Annotated in this window: 11 protein-coding genes; 7 read left to right on the top strand and 4 right to left on the bottom strand. The window is 57.4% G+C overall.

Annotated features, from left to right (window positions below; translation table 11 throughout):
• Nucleotides 1–61: 61 nt before the first annotated feature.
• The 3 genes from ACP7E3_RS22110 to ACP7E3_RS22100 are packed head-to-tail and all read right to left on the bottom strand — an operon-like array spanning nucleotide 62 to nucleotide 5,966.
• Nucleotides 62–2,695, bottom strand: coding sequence for a DEAD/DEAH box helicase (locus ACP7E3_RS22110; RefSeq protein ID WP_426124384.1), 2,634 nt, complete (start codon nucleotides 2,693–2,695; stop codon nucleotides 62–64).
• The gene (locus ACP7E3_RS22105) at nucleotides 2,692–4,683 is read right to left on the bottom strand and encodes a hypothetical protein (RefSeq protein ID WP_426124382.1); all 1,992 of its coding nucleotides are present in this window, start codon (nucleotides 4,681–4,683) and stop codon (nucleotides 2,692–2,694) included. The genes ACP7E3_RS22110 and ACP7E3_RS22105 overlap by 4 nt, the downstream gene beginning before the upstream one ends.
• Entirely contained in the window at nucleotides 4,680–5,966 is a 1,287-nt protein-coding gene (locus tag ACP7E3_RS22100; protein WP_426124380.1) for a hypothetical protein, read from the bottom strand. Before ACP7E3_RS22100 ends, ACP7E3_RS22105 begins: the two co-directional genes overlap by 4 nt.
• Before the next feature lie 430 nt (nucleotides 5,967–6,396).
• Between ACP7E3_RS22100 and ACP7E3_RS22095 the strand changes: the two genes are divergently transcribed.
• From ACP7E3_RS22095 to ACP7E3_RS22070, 6 genes are all read left to right on the top strand, one after another.
• Complete coding sequence (locus ACP7E3_RS22095) at nucleotides 6,397–6,819, top strand: hypothetical protein (RefSeq protein ID WP_316917633.1); 423 nt, start codon at nucleotides 6,397–6,399, stop codon at nucleotides 6,817–6,819.
• A 74-nt stretch (nucleotides 6,820–6,893) separates the two neighbouring features.
• Nucleotides 6,894–8,648, top strand: coding sequence for a dynamin family protein (locus tag ACP7E3_RS22090; protein ID WP_426124378.1), 1,755 nt, complete (start codon nucleotides 6,894–6,896; stop codon nucleotides 8,646–8,648).
• The gene (locus ACP7E3_RS22085; RefSeq protein WP_426124376.1) at nucleotides 8,645–10,882 is read left to right on the top strand and encodes a dynamin family protein; all 2,238 of its coding nucleotides are present in this window, start codon (nucleotides 8,645–8,647) and stop codon (nucleotides 10,880–10,882) included. The genes ACP7E3_RS22090 and ACP7E3_RS22085 overlap by 4 nt, the downstream gene beginning before the upstream one ends.
• Nucleotides 10,879–12,987, top strand: a complete 2,109-nt coding sequence (locus ACP7E3_RS22080; RefSeq protein WP_426124374.1) for a dynamin family protein — start codon at nucleotides 10,879–10,881, stop codon at nucleotides 12,985–12,987. The genes ACP7E3_RS22085 and ACP7E3_RS22080 overlap by 4 nt, the downstream gene beginning before the upstream one ends.
• An 82-nt stretch (nucleotides 12,988–13,069) precedes the next feature.
• Nucleotides 13,070–13,408 (top strand): YkvA family protein, encoded by a 339-nt coding sequence (locus ACP7E3_RS22075; protein ID WP_130910758.1) that lies wholly within the window; start codon nucleotides 13,070–13,072, stop codon nucleotides 13,406–13,408.
• A gap of 132 nt (nucleotides 13,409–13,540) precedes the next feature.
• Entirely contained in the window at nucleotides 13,541–14,191 is a 651-nt protein-coding gene (locus ACP7E3_RS22070) for a HEPN domain-containing protein (protein ID WP_080520242.1), read from the top strand.
• Nucleotides 14,192–14,203: 12 nt separating this feature from the next.
• Here the strand turns inward: ACP7E3_RS22070 and ACP7E3_RS22065 are convergent, their stop codons facing one another.
• The gene (locus tag ACP7E3_RS22065) at nucleotides 14,204–14,335 is read right to left on the bottom strand and encodes a hypothetical protein (protein ID WP_265068627.1); all 132 of its coding nucleotides are present in this window, start codon (nucleotides 14,333–14,335) and stop codon (nucleotides 14,204–14,206) included.
• A 157-nt stretch (nucleotides 14,336–14,492) separates the two neighbouring features.
• Here ACP7E3_RS22065 and ACP7E3_RS22060 point away from each other — a divergent pair, with 157 nt between their 5' ends.
• A complete protein-coding gene (locus ACP7E3_RS22060) occupies nucleotides 14,493–16,583 on the top strand; it encodes an AAA family ATPase (RefSeq protein ID WP_426124371.1) in 2,091 nt (696 codons plus the stop codon).
• Nucleotides 16,584–16,628 lie beyond the last annotated feature (45 nt).

Here is a 16,628-nt window from a genome sequence, read left to right as displayed (position 1 = left end):
TTGCGCTTGGGCAATCAATGAATCTCACTCGCGCTAAATAAAACTGGAGAGCTTAGCCAATTCAAAAACTTCTGCCCAACGGCGAAAAGCAAGGCGCTCCGTCCTTCAATTCAGTCAACACTTCCTCATACTCCAAGTCCCCCTCCGCCTCCCGAGCAGGAATCACTTCTCCATGTAACTGAGCACGCAGGTCATCCCAACGTTCCAACAGGACCTTCCAGTTATGCTCGTCGTAAGTCCCTCGAAAGATCACCGGATGCACATCAATGCGCGGCAGCTCTGACGCTGGACTCCCCCGCTGCAGCGCCTCACCCAACCGGCGACTCCAATGACTGCCCACCCGATCGACTCGGCCGATCTGTTGTTCGACTACCCCTGGGTTCCACTCCGGGTGCATGAGGATGACTGTCTTGCATGCCTGATGCAGGTTGAGGCCCTCGCGGCCGACAGTGGATTGGGCCACGAGAACACGGGGAAAGCTGTTCGGGCGGTTGAAGGCCAGTTGCAACAAGCGGCGGGTAGATTGTTCAGTGCCGCCGTACATCAGGCGAGCGAAACCACCCTCCTGGTGGGCAAACTCAGGCTGCAGACGGGCGAGTAGCAGTTCCCATTGCAACGCAATTTCGCCGGTATCCGGTGTGTGGGAATTGTCGTCCGTGTGCTGCTCGGCGGCAGCGCTCAGCAGTTGGCAAAAGGCGGTGCACGCTTGCTCAGGCGTCAGATGTTCGACGTCCCCGCCAGTGAAGTCGAGGATCGCCCGGGTAAACAGCGCCACGGGATGTTTCTCGGCGGTGCCCACCAGATCCTTGTTGAGCTCGGCCTCCTGAAGGTGTTTGAACATCGCGCGGGGTACCTGCTCATGTTTGGGCAGTCCCGCATCCAGCCAGCCGAGCAGACGCCGGCGTAGCTGCTCCCGACGTGTGCTGTGGGTGCTGTATTGATTGGCCAGCAGCTCAGAGATGGAGTTGAGTTTCAGCCGGCAATTCAGCTGACGGTGCGCAATCTCCACTGCTGCCCATTCCGAATGGTCATCGGGCTCGTCGGCGCGAGCCTGGATTACGCTCTGCGGCCAGTAACGGCCGACCTCAAGGCTACGTAGCATTTCACGTGCGTTCAGCAGCCGGACCAAGGCCCGCATGGGTGCGGTGAAACGGCCGAACACCAGCACCTTTTCTTCTTGCTCGTGTGCGGCTTCGATGGCCGTGATGGTGGCCAGGATTGCCGGGTGCTCAAACAAGTGGTGGGGATTCTGAAACGCCTGCGCAGCCGTCTTCAACCACCACTGCACGCGTTGCTGGCGCTTGTCATCGACCGCGCTGGATTGTCCGTCATCCGGCAGGGCAGACGGCTCCGCTGGTTCATTAATTTGCGCCATTAGGTCAGCGATGCCATGCCCATTGGCCAGGGTCAATCGCAAGCGTTTGGCCGTTGAGTTTTCGTCCAGTCGCGAGGCCACGGACAGCGCCTCGGTTGCGCACACGGCCTGTCGCCAAGGTAACTTCAGCGTGCGTACATCCACACTGACGGGCTTTTGGGTGTTGCGATAGCTTTCCCCCTGAGTTTCTTGGGAGAAGCGTGAAACGTCGGCGTCTTCACGTTTATCCCGGCGCAGCAGATAGGGGCTCAACGTCGATTGAAAGGCACTGGCTGCAGCCTGATATTGTTGACGGGCCGTGTCGCTGGAACGCCAATGAACGCGTAGATGACGGATGGCCTGCGCAAAGTCGTTGATCACAGGCTGAAGTTGATCGCGCACTTTTTCGTCGAGACCAAGCCGTTCGAAGGTTTGCCGCCATTGCTCGACATCCAGCTCCACAGGAGTCGCTGTCATGCACAAGCGACGGCTGTGCTGAGTTCCCTGCACCAGGTTACCGAGCAACCGGCTCAGGCCGCTGTCGGTGCCGCGACTTTTGTGGGCTTCGTCGATTACCAGCAGGTCGAAGGAGCCCAGGCCAAACCCGACCACCTGTTCAAGCCAATTCCGATGAGAAGTACCGCGGCGGTAATTGGTGTAAGTATCAGGGTTTGGCCAGGCATGCCCGGTCGTGACGTCAGTCAACCAGGTGTAAGCGGGGTGCGCGGCGTCTTCGCTGATACGCGCCACAATACTGGCAGCGGCTCGCTTGACCCTTTCATCATAAGAGCCTGACAGGTGGTAGCCATTTGGATACCTGAAACCTGCCTCCTTGCGCCAGCGTGCGAAGACTTCCGGCACCAACTCTCTGCGCCAGCGCGTTGCATTCTCGCCCATACGCCAGTTGGCAAAGGTATGGGACAGCACCAGGATTGGCTCCTGAAACCATGGCTTTTTATCAAGGACCTCTTCGGCACTTCTGGCTTCAAAGTAGCCGAGCAGACCACGCAACATAGCGGGAGTTGTAACGCCTCCCAGTTTCAACTCGGCCTGCCACTGATAGCCCAGCCCTGGCGGGGCGATGACGGCGGCTCGACCGCCAGCGTCCTTGACTGCGCGAATCAACTCGACAGCGATACGGGTCTTGCCCATACCCACTTCGTCGGCCAGCACTACCCCGTGTTCGCCAATTCGATCGGCCAACGCATGCAGGCTAGCTCGCTGGCCTGGATTCAAATGCGCAGCCGCCTCACCTGCGTCATCTGCAAATTGTTGCTGTTGCATCGCCCGCTCACGCAGTGAAGCCGCAACGGCTGCCCAACTGAAGGCGATCCGTTTCATGGCAGGACTCCCAGGGGGTGTGAGGTGTCGAGTTTCCAATGGGCCTCGATATTGCTCAGTGCGTTTTCGTAGCGCAGCCCTTCCGGATGGTCCACTGTCTCGGCAAAACGAGGCCTGAACGCAGGTTGACGCAAGGCATGGATGGGGTTGATTTCGAGTGTCAGAAACTGCTGCAACAACCCGCAACCGGCGGCCTGAATGAGCGACTGCTCCAGTCGGGCACACCACACCGGCCAATCCCGAGGCTCCAGCGCAGTTTGTTTCGCGGCGATGCCTTCGATCAGTTCCATCATTTGCCGGATCGGGTAACGCGCCGCTTCTTTTCCTGGCGCAATGGTTCCCTGTTTGTCGGCAGAGCGCTTGCTATCGTCGAACGCGTCGGGCAGTTCTTCTTCACTGGGCGACTGTGGAAAACTGTCGAGTTGCATCCACGCATCCTCCAGGCTGATTTCTGGCAGCTCGGTGGCCGCCAATCGGCCAAACCCATCCAGCACTGGCACCGTCATGACATGCGTTGCACCCGCCTCTTGCCAACTGACAACCACCTGCCGCGGTCGTGGTCCGCACCAGGCGAAGCCTTGACCCTCAACATATGCACAAGGCTGTCGCGACGTATCCAGCACTGAGTAATCGCCCCGCGAGCGATCATCGACGCTCAACCAGCCTTGCTCTGGTGTATCCGTGTCCCGCCACTTCAAGTAAGCCACGGGCGCTGCGCTGAACACCTCGCTCCCCACCTCAAGATCCTTGCCTTGCTGCAGCGTCTCAGGGACGCATTCCTGCTCCCACTGAATCGGCAGGTAATAGCCAATCGATTCGGGATCAGCTCCCCCCGATTTTGCCGGGTACCAGTTCAAAGGCGTCGGAGCGAATACCACCCCGGCCTCAAGGTTGCCCGTCGATCGCCCCATCTTCAGGGTGAAGCCTTGCCGGGTAAGATTGCCCGAGCCAAGGTACAGCCATGGGCTGGCTGTTTTTTCCGAATGCCCGGTCTCGCTGGCGCTGAAAATGAACTTGGCATGCAAGGTGCGTTTTTGCACGTCAGGAAAGTAGGCCGGCTGAGCCGCAGGTCGTACGCTGACGCTGGCAGCCGTCAAGTTCGCGGCTGCCGTTGCAATGCCCTGGCAGCTCGCCTCGTTGACAAACAGATCTACAGTGCTGGTCGCCGTCAGCAGACGCGGCTCTCCTTCTTCACCGCGCAAGCGCCTGATGATGCTCAACGGGACCGATGCATGCTCAACGGGCATTGAAGACTCATAAAAACCCGAGCCCATGGCCAAGTAGTTACGCGCCGTTTCTCGACCCGAGGCATAAACGACTCTGGCTGGCAGTTGGGCGAGCAGCGACGCTTTTCGGTTATCGAAGAAACGCGCGTTCAATCCGGAAGCTTTCGGCTTGACCTGTTTGAGCAGGATCGCATCCATATCCGCCACGGCCTTGGCTGTCAGCGGGTTGGCGAGCAGCGCACGGTCGTCGTAATGCTCACGTAGCCACAGCAGTAAACTCCAGGCGCTGCAGATATCTGTCCGGACCTGCTGCGTTGCCTCGGTGGGTACTACCAGTTCGTCGCTGCACAGGTCCAGGCGCCAGATCAGGTCAAGGCTCTGCTCTAATGTCTGCCGGGTCCAGTTGCCGGTGGACACAAGCAAACGCAAACACCAGGCGTCGCTCTTGTCAGTGCTGCGGTAACCCAGCACTGCGACCTTGGCGTGCATCAGGTTGAATGGCAATTCAGCTTCCGCCCAGGGTAAATGCAAAAGGCCCGGCACTTCGATCGGGGTAATCTGGATCGCGCGCGGGTCCAGCATCAGTGCCAATAGCGTTTCCCCGGCATAGGCACGCTGATTGGCTTGCCGGTGGCTGAAACGCTCAAGCGCATCGTTGAGAAACCTGTCGTCAGCCGAGAAGCCGCACAGCCAACCGAAGTGGCCAGTAAAACCGTCCGGCGTTTCGAAGTGTTGGGCCAGAGAGGCTGGAGCATGACTCATAGACTTACCTCTTCAATGGCTACTGCTGGAGCCGGGGTGAGCCAGGCGCTCAATCGGCCCTGGAGATCAAGGTCCAGTCGATGCAAGCGACCTACGCGATGGGAAATCCAGGCTGGCAGAGCGGCTTGGGCCTCGATAACAGCTTGGCCAGTATCGACCTCCAAAACCTGATGCTGGAACGCACCGCCAGGCAGAATGTCCTTGCCTTGCAGGCGCAGAACCCGACCGTCGCGGCTCACCAGACTGGCCAACAGGCTCGAACTATCAGGATCTATACACTCATGGCAGAAGATCGAGGCGACAGGATCGGTTCGCTGCCGCTGAGGGTTATCCAGGAACAATCGGGCCATTTCGCGCAAATGAGTGATATGCGTCGAGATGCGTTCAGGCAGGACACTCCCTAACTCGAACCGCTGCGTGCTCAACACCGCCATGTGTTGCTCCACCGCGTTCAGCACGTCGTAGGCGGCATCCTGCACTTGAAAAAACAGAGCGCCATAATGCAAGTCGTTCCAGTGTTCGGGGTCGATTTCATCGGGTCGCTCGGCCCAATCGAACACAGCTTCCGACTTGGCGTGACGAGCCCGTACCCAGCCACGTATGGCTGCACGTCGCAAGCCACCGCTGGCTGGCGAGAGTTCCGCATCGATACGGCGAGACAACAGCGCACGGGCCTGTGCGGGTAATACTTGCAGAGGCGAGAGCAGCCCGGAAACGGGGCCTTTCAACCTATCTACAGAATCGCCTCGTTGTGCCCACTGCACCAACTCCTCTAACAGTGCTCCGTCATCCCCACAGCAGGCGTTAACGAATTCATGACCAAAGGCTGTGCAGGTAAAGGCATTGAATCGTTCACCCTGCGCGCGCACCAGCCCCAAGGCCAACAATGCCTGGCCGGTCCCCATTCGCATCGGTTGGCTGACATAGAACCCTGGCTTGCACAGGGTCTTGAAGTCGAAATTCGCCTTGCCGCGCAGTTTCTCCGAACCCCGCACCCGGGCATCACCCTGGCCTTTGTTCTGTTTGAGCGCGTAGTAGCAGCCCAACGCTTCAATGGCGTTGGCCGCATTAATGTTCGAGACATTCGACTTGCGCTCGCGCAACTTCTGCGCGAGCGCGATACCCAGCATCGCCAAAAACAGCTGTTTGGCGTACCACACGCCGCCCATGCCAGGGACAGCGCGCTCGTTGTACTCACGCACTGCGGCGCCAATATCAAGCGTGCGGGTGCGTCTCTCGCCGTCCAATTGTTCAGGACCAGAGAGTCCCCAGGTCATGCTCATAAAAGGCTTCCTTTGCGTTTGCAGCGAGTCAGCATTTGAGCTGGCGCATCGCCAACGACGGTAGCAAAATGCCACAATCTCGTCCATGTCGCTTCGAAGGGATCTCCATGATCGACATTACAAGTCCCAACTAAAGCTTGTCTGCCCCATGCCGATATCGTGCAGTAGATCTCTCTCGCAGGCACTCACGCCTACACGCACAAGGAAGTTGCGATTGTCTGTGGCCATTCTGATTTATCTAAGCCTCATCTCTCTTCCTGTACCCCGCCGCCCTGCCGCTGAACGACTGGCCACAATTCGGCTGACATCACGGTGAGTGCTGCACACCGCTATTCATGCGATCCAGATGTCGCGCACGACACAATATGTCGTGGGCATGTTCGACATTTACTCATCTTGATTTACATCTGAACCAGCGAGAGATATCCCCATGCATGAGTCCTTCTATCCGTCGCAGAAACGCTCGAAGCAGCCCACCTTGTTCCTGGCCATCGACATGTGGGGGATTGAAGGTGAGTACGCCGACGGAAACTGGCATGTCCTACTTCACAGATTTGCTCTGGACTGGAGCAAGAAACATCCGGACCAGGCACCAGCAACGCTATGGTCAAGTGTTCAACCCTGCAGCCTTTTCGCCAATGGATCGTCTTGCTACGTCTCCGGCAGTTCTAGGTTGCCCGATGCGTTTTTTCAGCAACTAGAGAGCTTTCTACGCTCAGAGTTCGGTAACTGCGCCCGTATTGGTGGAGAAATCCAGGTCAATCCGGATGAGTGGCGGGTGTACCTGCACTTTGAGAACGGCGCAGTCTGGGAGAAATATAACGGCTATGAATGGAGGGAGCTCAAGTTGTGAAACGACTGGAGCCCCTCCCCCACAACGATGCCCATAAACGTTTTTGATATACGTAAGGATTCGTACTGATCATGTTGAAAACCCAAAGCACTTACCTCAACTATCTGAAATCCATTCTGCCGCTCATTGTAGAAACCTCGATCCAGCCCGATGAGGTGACACGGCTGCAGAACGATATCGAACATACCGAACTGCTCGTCCCCGTCATTGGTGCGTTCAGCGCTGGCAAGAGCAGCTTGCTGAATGCTTTCCTTGGCGAAAACGCCCTGGGTATAGGCCTGACTCCCGAAACTGAGTTGGCCACTGAGTTGCGCTACAGCAATGACCCGCATCTCCTGGCCATTCGCCTGGATGGCAGCAGTGAACGCCTGGACGTCAGCGCTCTTGCCGGTATCAAGACTCGCGCCAACGAATTCACTCACCTTCAGTTGTACCTGGATAATCCGCGACTCAAAGCTTCACCCTCGCTGGTGCTGGTTGACATGCCGGGGTTCGGCTCCTCATTGGCCAACCACAACAAAGCGATCGCGTATTACCTGCCCCGTGGCGTGCACTTCATCGTGGTAACTAGCGTGGAAGACGGCAACATCACTCAGTCGATGTTGCGTCAACTGGATGACCTGCAGACCTATGAGCGTGATTTCACCTTCCTGCTGAACAAGGTCAACTTGCGCTCGGACGAGCAAGTACAGGAAGTGGCGGAACTGGTCGACGAGCAGATCCGGATCAACTTTGTCGACACGCGTCCCCTGGTCAAGGTGGGACTCGACGGTGATGTCCAATTGGGCGAAGTGCTTGCTCGTCTGCAACCCGAACAAATCGTTCGCCAGGTGTTTGAGGATCGACTGAAGGACCTGACCCATTCACTGCTTAACCAGATCAACCTTGCGCTAACCTCGCTGAAAAAGAACCAAGCCGAAAATGAATATGCCTTGAGCGAACTGGCCAATGGCATTCGGCAGATCGAGCGCAAACGCGACGGTATTCTTGAAGACCTGCGCGACAGGCAACTGGACCGCGCCGTCGACAGCTGCCTCAACGCGGTCGGCCGTGAACTTGATAACGCACAGTCGGAGCTGGTCAGCGCCGGTCTGTCGGGTAATCAGGAAGCTTTTTCGCGGATCGTATCCGAAGTGGTCCGAAGCTCGATGACCCGCACCATTAAGGAGCAGATGGACATTCTCAGTCGCTCCGTTGTCACCGACTTTGCGCAAGCCGTGGGTGACCTTGGCAAGAGCATGGGCCAGTTCAGCAGTGATCCCAACTGGCTGGACCAGATCACCGACAGGATCAACCGCACCCTGCAAAAAACCGGAGAGGCCCTGGGCAACTGGAGCGAATCGCTGGCCACGCGCAATACAAACGAACTGGAAAGACTGAAACAAGAAAGTGGCTGGAAGGACGGAAACCCGCTACCCAAAGTGAGCTATCAAGGCCTGGCCACCGTGCTGGCAGTCACTACGTCGGTAGTCAATCCACTGATCGAACTGGCCATCATCTTTCTTCCGCAGATTCTGTCCTTCCTTAATGAGGGGCGTCAGCGTGACCAACTCCGCCAGAAAGTGACCAATGAAATCATTCCTTCGGTTAAACGCGAGTTGCGGGATCGACTGCCGGTCCTGCTCGCCGAACAGATGGAAGTGCTGGTAACCCAAGTCAGCGTGGAGTTCGAGCGCGAAATCGGTGAAAAGCAGAAGCTCATTGATGAACTGGTCGCCAGCCGCAATCACGATGCCGAGGCGGCCGAGCATCAGATCGCGCTGCTGACCCACGCCAGAGAACAACTGCAACAACTCGCCAAACAAGCCCTCTACGAGTCGCAGCAATGAACGCACAGCACGTCCTGGATCTGAACCAACGCCTCCATCAATGGATGGAAAAGTACAACCCGGAGCTGGAAAAAGACATCGCTCAATGGCTACGCAAGCATGCCATCGACCGGACCGAGGACCTGAATAAGGCCTTCAGCAAACTGGCCGAAGAGAATCGTTTGCTGCAGATCGGCGTCGTGGGTCGAGTCAAGGCCGGCAAGTCTTCATTGCTCAACGCCCTGATCTTCGACGGTCATGCGATTCTGCCCAGGGCCGCCACCCCGATGACCGCTGCGCTGACCACCCTGACCCATGGCGACACCTTTGGTGCCGAGGTTCAGTTCTACAGCGCGGCTGACCGGGAAAATATCGAGCAAAACGCCCTGCGTTACGAGCAACGACTTCGCGAAGAAAAGTCTCACGCCTACGAAACGCTAAGCCAGCGTCGTCAGCGCAGTGGCCGACACGTAGAAGACGAGCAGTTCCATGCCGACGTCGAGAAAACTGCCCGGCGAGCCCTGCAAGGCGAACATGCGCTGGCGGCTGCCCATGACCAGTGGCAGAGCATTCGCAGCTCCAATGTAGATTTCAAATCCCTCGACAGTCTGGGCCGCCTGCAGGCAACTGATGCTCTGTCATTAGCCGACAAGTTGCTGGACTATGTCGGCGTCGGCGGCAACTACATGCCGTTGACTAAAAGCGTCGATATCTTCCTGCCGCTGGACTCATTGCGTAACGTGCGCATCATTGACACCCCAGGCTTGAACGACCCTGTGCAGTCTCGCGAGGAACGCACGACAGCCCTGCTCAAGAATTGCGATGTGGTCTTTATCGTCAGCCCTGCCGGCCAGTTTCTCAGTGAGCAGGACATCGAGATGATGAGCCGGATCACCCAGAAAGAGGGTATCCAGGAACTGGTGTTGATCGCCAGCCAGGTCGATAACCAGCTGTATGGCAGCGACACGCGCCAACCCACGCTTCAGGGATCGCTGGACAAGATCACCCAGACGCTCAGCGTGCACATGGTCGATACCCTGCAACGCTTGAAGGTCCAGCATCCGGAGATCGGTGCGACTTTCGACAATTTAATTGACAAAGGCGCCGGCAAGGTCCTGCATACCTCAGGCATGTGCCACAGCCTTTCGGTACGTTTTGACCAACAAAACGAATGGGACAGTGGCGAGCAGAAGGCGTGGGAAAACCTTCAAGCGAATTACCCGGACTTCTTCACGCCAGAGCATGCCGAGCGCTGCCGCGGCAATCTCGACTTGCTGGCCAATACCGACGCTCTGCGGGCGGTGCTGGACAATGTCCGCGTGCAGAAGGACCGCATTATCGAAGATCGGCGAGAAGAACTCATTCGCGCCAAATCCTCGGCGCTTGAAGCGTTCCGGGCCGACTTACTGAACTTTACCCAGGCCAAATATCAGGAAGTCCGCAATGCCGATGTTGAGGAGCTGAAGGCTCAGAGGCGCAAGCTGGACAGCATCATGGCAGTGGGCACATTTGAGCTCGATGGAGTACTGAACAAATGTGTCGCTGAGTTTCGCACACAGTTAGATGATGTTCTTTCCAAAAAACTTGAGAAAGCCTACGGCTCCGCCCAGACGGCAGTAGAATCTTCAATCGACGAAAAAACCGAGAAAAGGGAGGAAGTCCGCGACAGCTTCGCTGCAAAAACTGCCAACTGGCTTTGGGGTGGTGGTCTTGAAACCCGTCACTACACCGTATTCAAGTTGTTCTGGCGCAAGGTACACAACGAGCTGGAGGAGTTCGCCGAAGGCTTGGCAGGCACCCTGAAAATCGCTAGTAAATCGCTGACCGAACAATTCCGCGAAGAACTCATCAAGGAGTCGACCAAGGTCGCCAGACGTCATCTTGGCGAGGATCTGGACGCTGCATTGATCATACGGACCAACCAAGGCCTGGTGGCACGTCTGGAGCTTCCCGTCTTTGAGCTCAACAGCTCCGACTTGCGCAAGCTGAAAGGTACCGGAAGTCATCTGCTGGGCGAGGAGGCACGCAAGTTTCTTGACGATGCCCGACATCTTCTGGAGGCCCTCAAGGGACAGGCCAAACAACAGATCCGTCATTTGAAGAGTGACGTTACTGAAAAGCTTCCATCCTCCTACGGCAATGCTTTTTTCCAGGATATGCATGCGCGCATGGAACAGCTGGAAGAACAGGTCGGCAATGCACTTCTGACCCTAGACCGCCTGCAACGCATGGCCAAGGACCTGGAGGCGGCATGAAGACTGAATTGTTTCCTCCGGCGCTGATGACCCAACTGGATAAACTCGGCCAATTGTTCATTCGGCGTCGCAAGCTGCTGCGTGACGGTGTGGTCGAAACACTCCAGGCTGCGGATGATCAGCACGATGCGTTGACCCGCGAATATCAGAGCACAGTGGCGCGTCTTGAGGCACTGACTGCCGACCATGGACAACTGACCGAGCGCCAGGCCAGCACCGCCGCCGAGCTGACCGACACCCGGCAAGCCTTGCAAGGGGTGCAGCAATCGCTGGAACAGGCCAATACTCAGCATATGCACGCTCAGCAGACCGCGCGGCTGCGCTTCGACACCTTGTCGACGCGGCATGCGCAACTGGTGCAGGAACGGAACAGCATTGAGGACGCTCGCCAGGTCCTCGAGCAAAACCTCGGGCAAGCGCGCCTTGAACTGCAAGCCTGTGCCGAAGCGCTCAAGGCGGCAGATGAGCGTCATGAAGCGCTGAGCCAAGAACACCAGAACACCCTGAAGCGCCTTGAAACCCTGACAGCGGAACATGGACAACTGATCGAGCGCCAGGCCAGCACCGCTGCCGAGCTGACCACCACCCTGCAGATACTCGAAGGCGTGCAGCAGTCGCTCGAAGAGGCCATCGACCAGCATCAGCGCGACCAGGAGCAGGCCCGCGAACGCTTCGACAACCTGTCGATGCAACATGCCCGACTGGAACAGGAGCGCGATGCCGTAGAGTCGCAACGCCAGGCCCTTGAGCAGACACTGGAACAGACTCGCCTGGAACTGCAAGCCAGCATCAAGGAGCACGAAACACTGCAACAGATCCATGAAGAGGAACAACAACAGCACGTTCAGTTGGCAAACGAATTTCAGGCGTTGAATCAACGCCACGGGGACACCTGGACGCGCTTCCAGCTCATCTCCCGGCTGCTCGCGGCTCGCCCTCGGGAAAGCGCTGGCCTGGCCCGTTTCAGAGAGTTGTTGGCGAACGATTACATGGTGTTCGCAGACAATGAATCGTCCCTGGCCGCCGAAGCCAAGGCCCTCACAATGTTGCAGTCGATCCAGCAGGAACTGGCCTTGCTCGTAGGCTTTCCAGACGTTCATGAGCGCACCATCGTCGGCATTGTCGGTGGCTTCAGCAGCGGCAAGTCCGAGTTCATCAACAGTTTCATCCGTGACCCCGAGGTGCGCCTGGCGGTCGGTATGCAGCCAGTCACCGCTATCCCCAGCTACGTGCTGGCGACTGATGAACGGATGATTCGCGGGTACTCCGCGAACGGTGGCCATATCAAACTGGATGTGGACTTCTACAAAAGCATCTCCCATGCCTTCATCAACTCGTTCAGTTTCGACTTGAAGAGCCTGATGCCGTTCATGTGCGTGGGTGTTCAGATGAACCCTGACTACTTCAGCAACATTTGCTTCATCGATACGCCCGGCTACAACCCACCGGCGACGGCGGCCGAACACAGCCAGGGTGACAAACGCACTGCCATCCAGTTTGCGCAGCAGTCCGACGCGATCATCTGGCTGATCGGCCTCGACTCCAACGGCACGGTGCCTGACTCAGACCTGGACTTTATCCAACAGATTGGCGTCGAGCAGCGGTCGGTCTATGTCGTTCTGACCAAGGCCGACCTCAAGTCCGAAGACGACATCGAGTACGTCATGGATGAGGTCCAGGACATCCTGCAATCCGAGGGAATTGCGGTTGTCGGGATCAGTGCGTACAGCTCCACCCTGCGCAACGAAGTGGCTTATCGAGACGTGCCACTTCTGGAGTATTTCTCCCGGATCAACCTACAAGGTGATGCGCGGGAACACCTCGATGGGCGACTGCGCGAAGTTTTCTCGATGTATGACGATGCCATTCAGGCAGATATCAGCGCGATGCGTGCACAAAAAACCGCCATCAACGGACTACGACTCGACAGCCTGGAAATCGGTGGCAAGGATGTTTATGAGCGAATGCTCGGCCCCATCGACAAACTCGACAGCAAACTGGATACAGCACCATTGGAGCGCTGGCTCAAGGAGTCACGACGTCTGTTCGAGGACTTCAGCGATGCCGTCCGGCTGACTGCGGAAGTGCCCGAAACAGAGGTATAGAGGCGGGTTTGGCGAAAGCCACTTCACCGTCCATCTTGATCACACAACCCTCGTCAAAACCAATGACCGTAGAGAGAAACCCATGTCAGACAACGCATTTGAAAAGGATTACTCAGACGACTCGTTCTGGGACAAAGTTAAAAACTATGCGAAGTCCGCTGGCGAGGCGGCACTAGAACCCGCACTGAAGATGTACTACGCCGCAACCGACTCAGACACGCCCACCTGGGCAAAAACCACCATTTATGGTGCGCTCGGCTATTTCATCTCTCCGATCGACGTCATCCCCGACATCACGCCAATCGTGGGCTACACCGACGACATCGGCGTGTTGTGCGCAGCGTTGGCAGCGACCGCTACTCATATCAAGGCAGAACACGTGACCAAGGCGAAGGAAACACTGAAGCAGTGGTTTTCCTGATCTGACCGGGAAGCCTTACTACAGGTCCCGCTTGGGGTAAGGCTTCAGCATAAACAGGTGCAACCGTCAGCGTCATGGCATGGCCACAAACCATGACACACCCCATTCCATCTCTCCTGAAGAGTCAATCTCATGGATTACCAAACCCTCAAGGCGCGTCACCGACTTGAACGCGACAACCATCACGTCAACCTGACATTGCGTGTACATCGGTCCTTGAGCTGGTTGCAACGCGCCGAACAAGCTGATGATCCCGACGGTCGTTTCGTTTTCCTGTGGATTGCCTTCAACGCCGCCTACGCAACTGACATCGACGAGAACTATCGGTTATCCGAACAGGAAACCTTCCGTGCCTTTCTGCGCAAGCTTTGCGATCTAGACCGCGAGCGGCAGATAGAGACGCTGGTATGGTCCGAGTTTTCCGGAAGCATCCGTGTGCTGCTGGATAACCCATACGTTTTTCAGAGCTTCTGGGATCACCAGAATGGCAAGATCACCGAGCAACAATGGAGCGAACGTTTCGCCGACGGCCGACGCAGAGCACAGTCCGCTCTGGCACAACGCGATACTGCCGATGTACTCGCGGTGCTGTTCAATCGCATCTACACCTTGCGCAATCAGATCATGCACGGCGGTGCGACCTGGGATAGCAGTATCAACCGACCACAATTGCGCGATTGCGGGAAGCTGCTTGGCAAGTTGGTGCCGTTAATCATCCATCTGATGCTGGAAAATCCCGACACGCTCTGGGGGGACGCATGCTATCCGGTCGTGCAGGCTTGAGTGGAAAGGGAATCAATCCCCGCCAGTGGCTGCCTTACGCCAAATATCGTTCTCTCGTTCCATTTGCTTGTACTTCTGGTACAGATCAAAGCTCTTTTTGAGCACCACGACTAGACCCACTGTTGCCAGCACGTTCTTCAGCATTGCTCATCCCTCTCTGGTCCATTTTGTGGATTCCAGACTAAGAGTCAGGCACGACAGATTGTGTCGAGCCTGAACACTCACTGACCACTGTTACCACGACGCATTCTGACCAGCCCTCATCCCATCCTGCCTCCTCCACAGCATCAGGAGATTCAGCATGGGTACCCGACTCACCCCCTTCGCCCACGACAGCCGCCGCGCTGCCGACACTTGTGCACTCTCGCTGAAGTGGAGTTTCCAACTGCTGCTGGACCTGGGGGGGCATCGGAATTTAATCAGTCGACACGGGTTCAACGATGATGATCTGGCCCGTGAGGTTGGCCTGGCCAAATGGGTAGACCGAGACGAGTACAGCCCACCGCAGGCCTTGTCGGCCCTGCGTCGAGCCGCTCGCGCTTTCGAGGCAAGCAATCCGGATACACCCTACCCGGATCGCCTGGGGAGCAATCTGGAGGCATTGGGGACATTGTTGGGACTGGAAGAGACAGAGTTGCGGGTACTGGGTTTCAGCATACTGATGCATATCGACCCGGTGCTCTGTGATGCTACCGATCAGTTGGGCATGGTGGGATTCAACCGTGCCATGAAAGTCCTCGCGGTATTGTTGGGCCTGCAACTCCCCGAGGTCGAGGCCTGCCTGGCGAGTAATAGCCCCCTGATCCAGGCAGGCTTGCTGGAGGTGGGGAGCAATTCCCGCGCCTCAACAGCACTGAGTTCGATGTTATCGGTAAGTAATCAGGAGCTTCCCGGCCTGCTGCGATTCAGCAAAGGCACATCACTGGATTTGTTTGCTTATGCCTTCCGCCTGAGTCCGCCAGGCAGCCTGAGCCTGGAGCACTACCGACACATCAAACAGCCACTGAACATCGCCGAACGCTACTTGGCCAAAGCCTTGGCACAGGGCCGTCAAGGCGTGAACATTCTGCTTTATGGTCCGCCAGGCACCGGCAAGACTCAGCTCAGTCGACTGCTCGCAAAGAGCCTGAGCAGCGCGCTTTATGAAGTGGCCTGCACGGACAGCGATGGCGACCCCGTGCATGCAAAACAGCGTCTGTGCTCCCTGCGCGCGGCCAATAGCGTGCTGCGCTCGCAACGGGCCCTGCTCGTACTGGATGAGATCGAAGACATCTTTCAAACCGCCAGCACCGACGCTCATAGTCGCTCGCAGAAGGGTTGGATCAATCGCATGCTGGAGGAGAATGCGCTGCCGTGTTTCTGGTTGAGCAATAGCATTGAGGCTATCGACGCTGCACATATACGTCGCTTCGATCTAGTGATCGAGATCCCCAACCCGCCCTTGGCGCAGCGCAAGCAGATGCTCCGTGAGTGTGGCGGGGGCAAGTTGAGTGATCAGTTGATAGAGCATCTCAGTGCCCATGAACAGGTGACACCGGCGGTGCTGGAGCGAGCCGTGCGAGTAGGCCGCAGCGTAGGAAACCGCGCGAGCAAGACGCTGGACACGACGATCCGTTGCATCGTCGACGGAACGTTGAAAGCACAGGGTCTCGAGAAGCTGCAACATGACGGCGGTAGCAGCTTGCCCACCTTCTACTCTCCGCAATGGATCAACGCAGACCATGCTCTTGACGGCCTGGTTGACGGACTACGTGTCCATCCCCAGGCACGCCTGTGCTTCTACGGTCCGCCAGGCACCGGTAAAACTGCCTTTGGCCAATGGCTGGCGCAAGAGTTGGGCAAGCCGTTGATGGTCAAGCGCGTCTCCGACCTGGTTTCACCCTATGTCGGAATGACGGAGCAGAATCTGGCGGGCGCCTTCGAGCGCGCGCAGCAGGAAGATGCAGTGCTGCTACTCGATGAAGTCGACAGTTTTTTGCAGGACCGGCGCAAGGCGCGGCAGAGCTGGGAGGTGACTGCGGTCAATGAAATGCTCACGCAAATGGAGAGCTATCAAGGGCTGTTCATTGCTTCGACCAACCTGATCCGAGACCTGGACGAGGCTTCCTTGCGGCGCTTCGATCTGAAGGTGCATTTCGGTTACCTGGTCACCGCCCAGGCCCAGGCGTTGTTTGCCGCACACTTGAAAGCGCTGGCCTTGAAAGACCCACAGCACAGCGCAGCCAATCGCTTGCGAGGTGAGGCGCATCTGACCCCGGGTGACTTTGCGGCAGTGGCGCGCCGAGGGCGTTTCAAGCCATTCGCCAGTGCCGACGAGCTGGCGGGGGCGTTGCTGGCCGAGTGCCGACTCAAATCTGCCGGGCAACAGCGCCCAATCGGTTTCATACATTAACCAGACTAAAGGTTGCCGGGTTGTCGCCGATAGGAAGACAACGCG

This window comes from Pseudomonas sp. PSPC2-3 (assembly GCF_049898265.1).
GTDB classification, from domain to species: Bacteria; Pseudomonadota; Gammaproteobacteria; order Pseudomonadales; family Pseudomonadaceae; genus Aquipseudomonas; species Aquipseudomonas veronii.
This window is presented reverse-complemented; position numbering and strand designations above follow the sequence as displayed.